1 protein-coding gene is annotated in these 1,061 nt (G+C 47.5%); it reads right to left on the bottom strand.

Translation table 11 applies throughout. The annotated features are described in order from the left end of the window. Positions 1-39 precede the first annotated feature (39 nt). Complete coding sequence (locus EKK48_10100) at positions 40-840, bottom strand: IS3 family transposase (protein ID RTL43233.1); 801 nt, start codon at positions 838-840, stop codon at positions 40-42. Positions 841-1,061: the final 221 nt, after the last annotated feature.

Raw genomic sequence — 1,061 nt, 5'->3', positions numbered from 1 at the left:
CCCCCCATTTAGTAGACAGTGGTCTAAAGCCGACCCGCTTTAGGCCACTTTCTTACCTTTTTGGCCTTTTTCCCACGGTGTGAGGTAATCCAACACGGAATGTAGTCTCCTTTTGTTGTAAAAGATCTCGATATACTCGAAAACCGCCATGGAGGCGTGGATTCGGGTTTCGTAATGATCGCGATAAATTTGTTCGGATTTCAATGCTCCGAAGAAGCTTTCGGCGACAGCGTTGTCCCAACAGTTACCTTTTCTGCTCATACTCTGGATGCAACCGTAGCCTTCCAATACTCTCAAGTATGATTCGCTTGCATACTGGCTTCCACGGTCTGAATGAGCAACGATTGGTGCTGTCCCCTGGTTGTTGACACCCATTTCAAAAGCGCCAACGACCAGGTCCGCTGTCATTCTTTCGGACATTGACCATCCAACCACCATCCGTGAATACAAATCGATGAACACGCAAAGATACAACCAGCCCTGATTGGTGTCGATGTACGTGATGTCACTGACCCAAACTTCATCTGGATGTTCAACTTCAAATTGGCGATCTAGAACGTTTGGCGCAATCGGCAAATTGTGCTTGGAGTCGGTTGTTGCAACGAATTTGCGTTTGCGTCGCGGAGCAATTTCATGCTTTCGCATCAATTCTTCCACAGTTCTTTTGCTGCAGACAAAGCCCTCGCGGCGCAGCTGTTGGTGTATTCGGGGTGCTCCGTACGTCTGGTTGGATTCTTCAAAGATTTCTATCACGCGCTGCAGAAGCGCTTCCCGTCTCGCTTGCGCTGGCGTAATCTGATCTTTCTTTGCCAACCACTTGTAATAGCCTGCACGAGTCACTTTCAACACATCGCACAAAAGTACGAGGCTGTAGTTTGGTCTCTCAATGTGAATGAAGGCGTACTTTATTGCAGGCTTTTCGCAAAGTACGCCGCCGCTTTTTTTAGTATTTCAACTTCTTGTTTTAGGCGTGCATTCTCGTTGTGCAGCCTCGTTAGCTCATCCAAGTCCGAACTTCTTTCTAGTTTTTCTTTTGCTTCACCGATCCAATTTCGGAGCTT

Source organism: Candidatus Melainabacteria bacterium, from assembly GCA_003963305.1.
Classification (GTDB): Bacteria; Cyanobacteriota; Vampirovibrionia; order Obscuribacterales; family Obscuribacteraceae; genus PALSA-1081.
The sequence above is the reverse complement of the archived record's forward strand: the minus strand, read 5'-3'. Positions and strand labels throughout refer to the sequence as shown.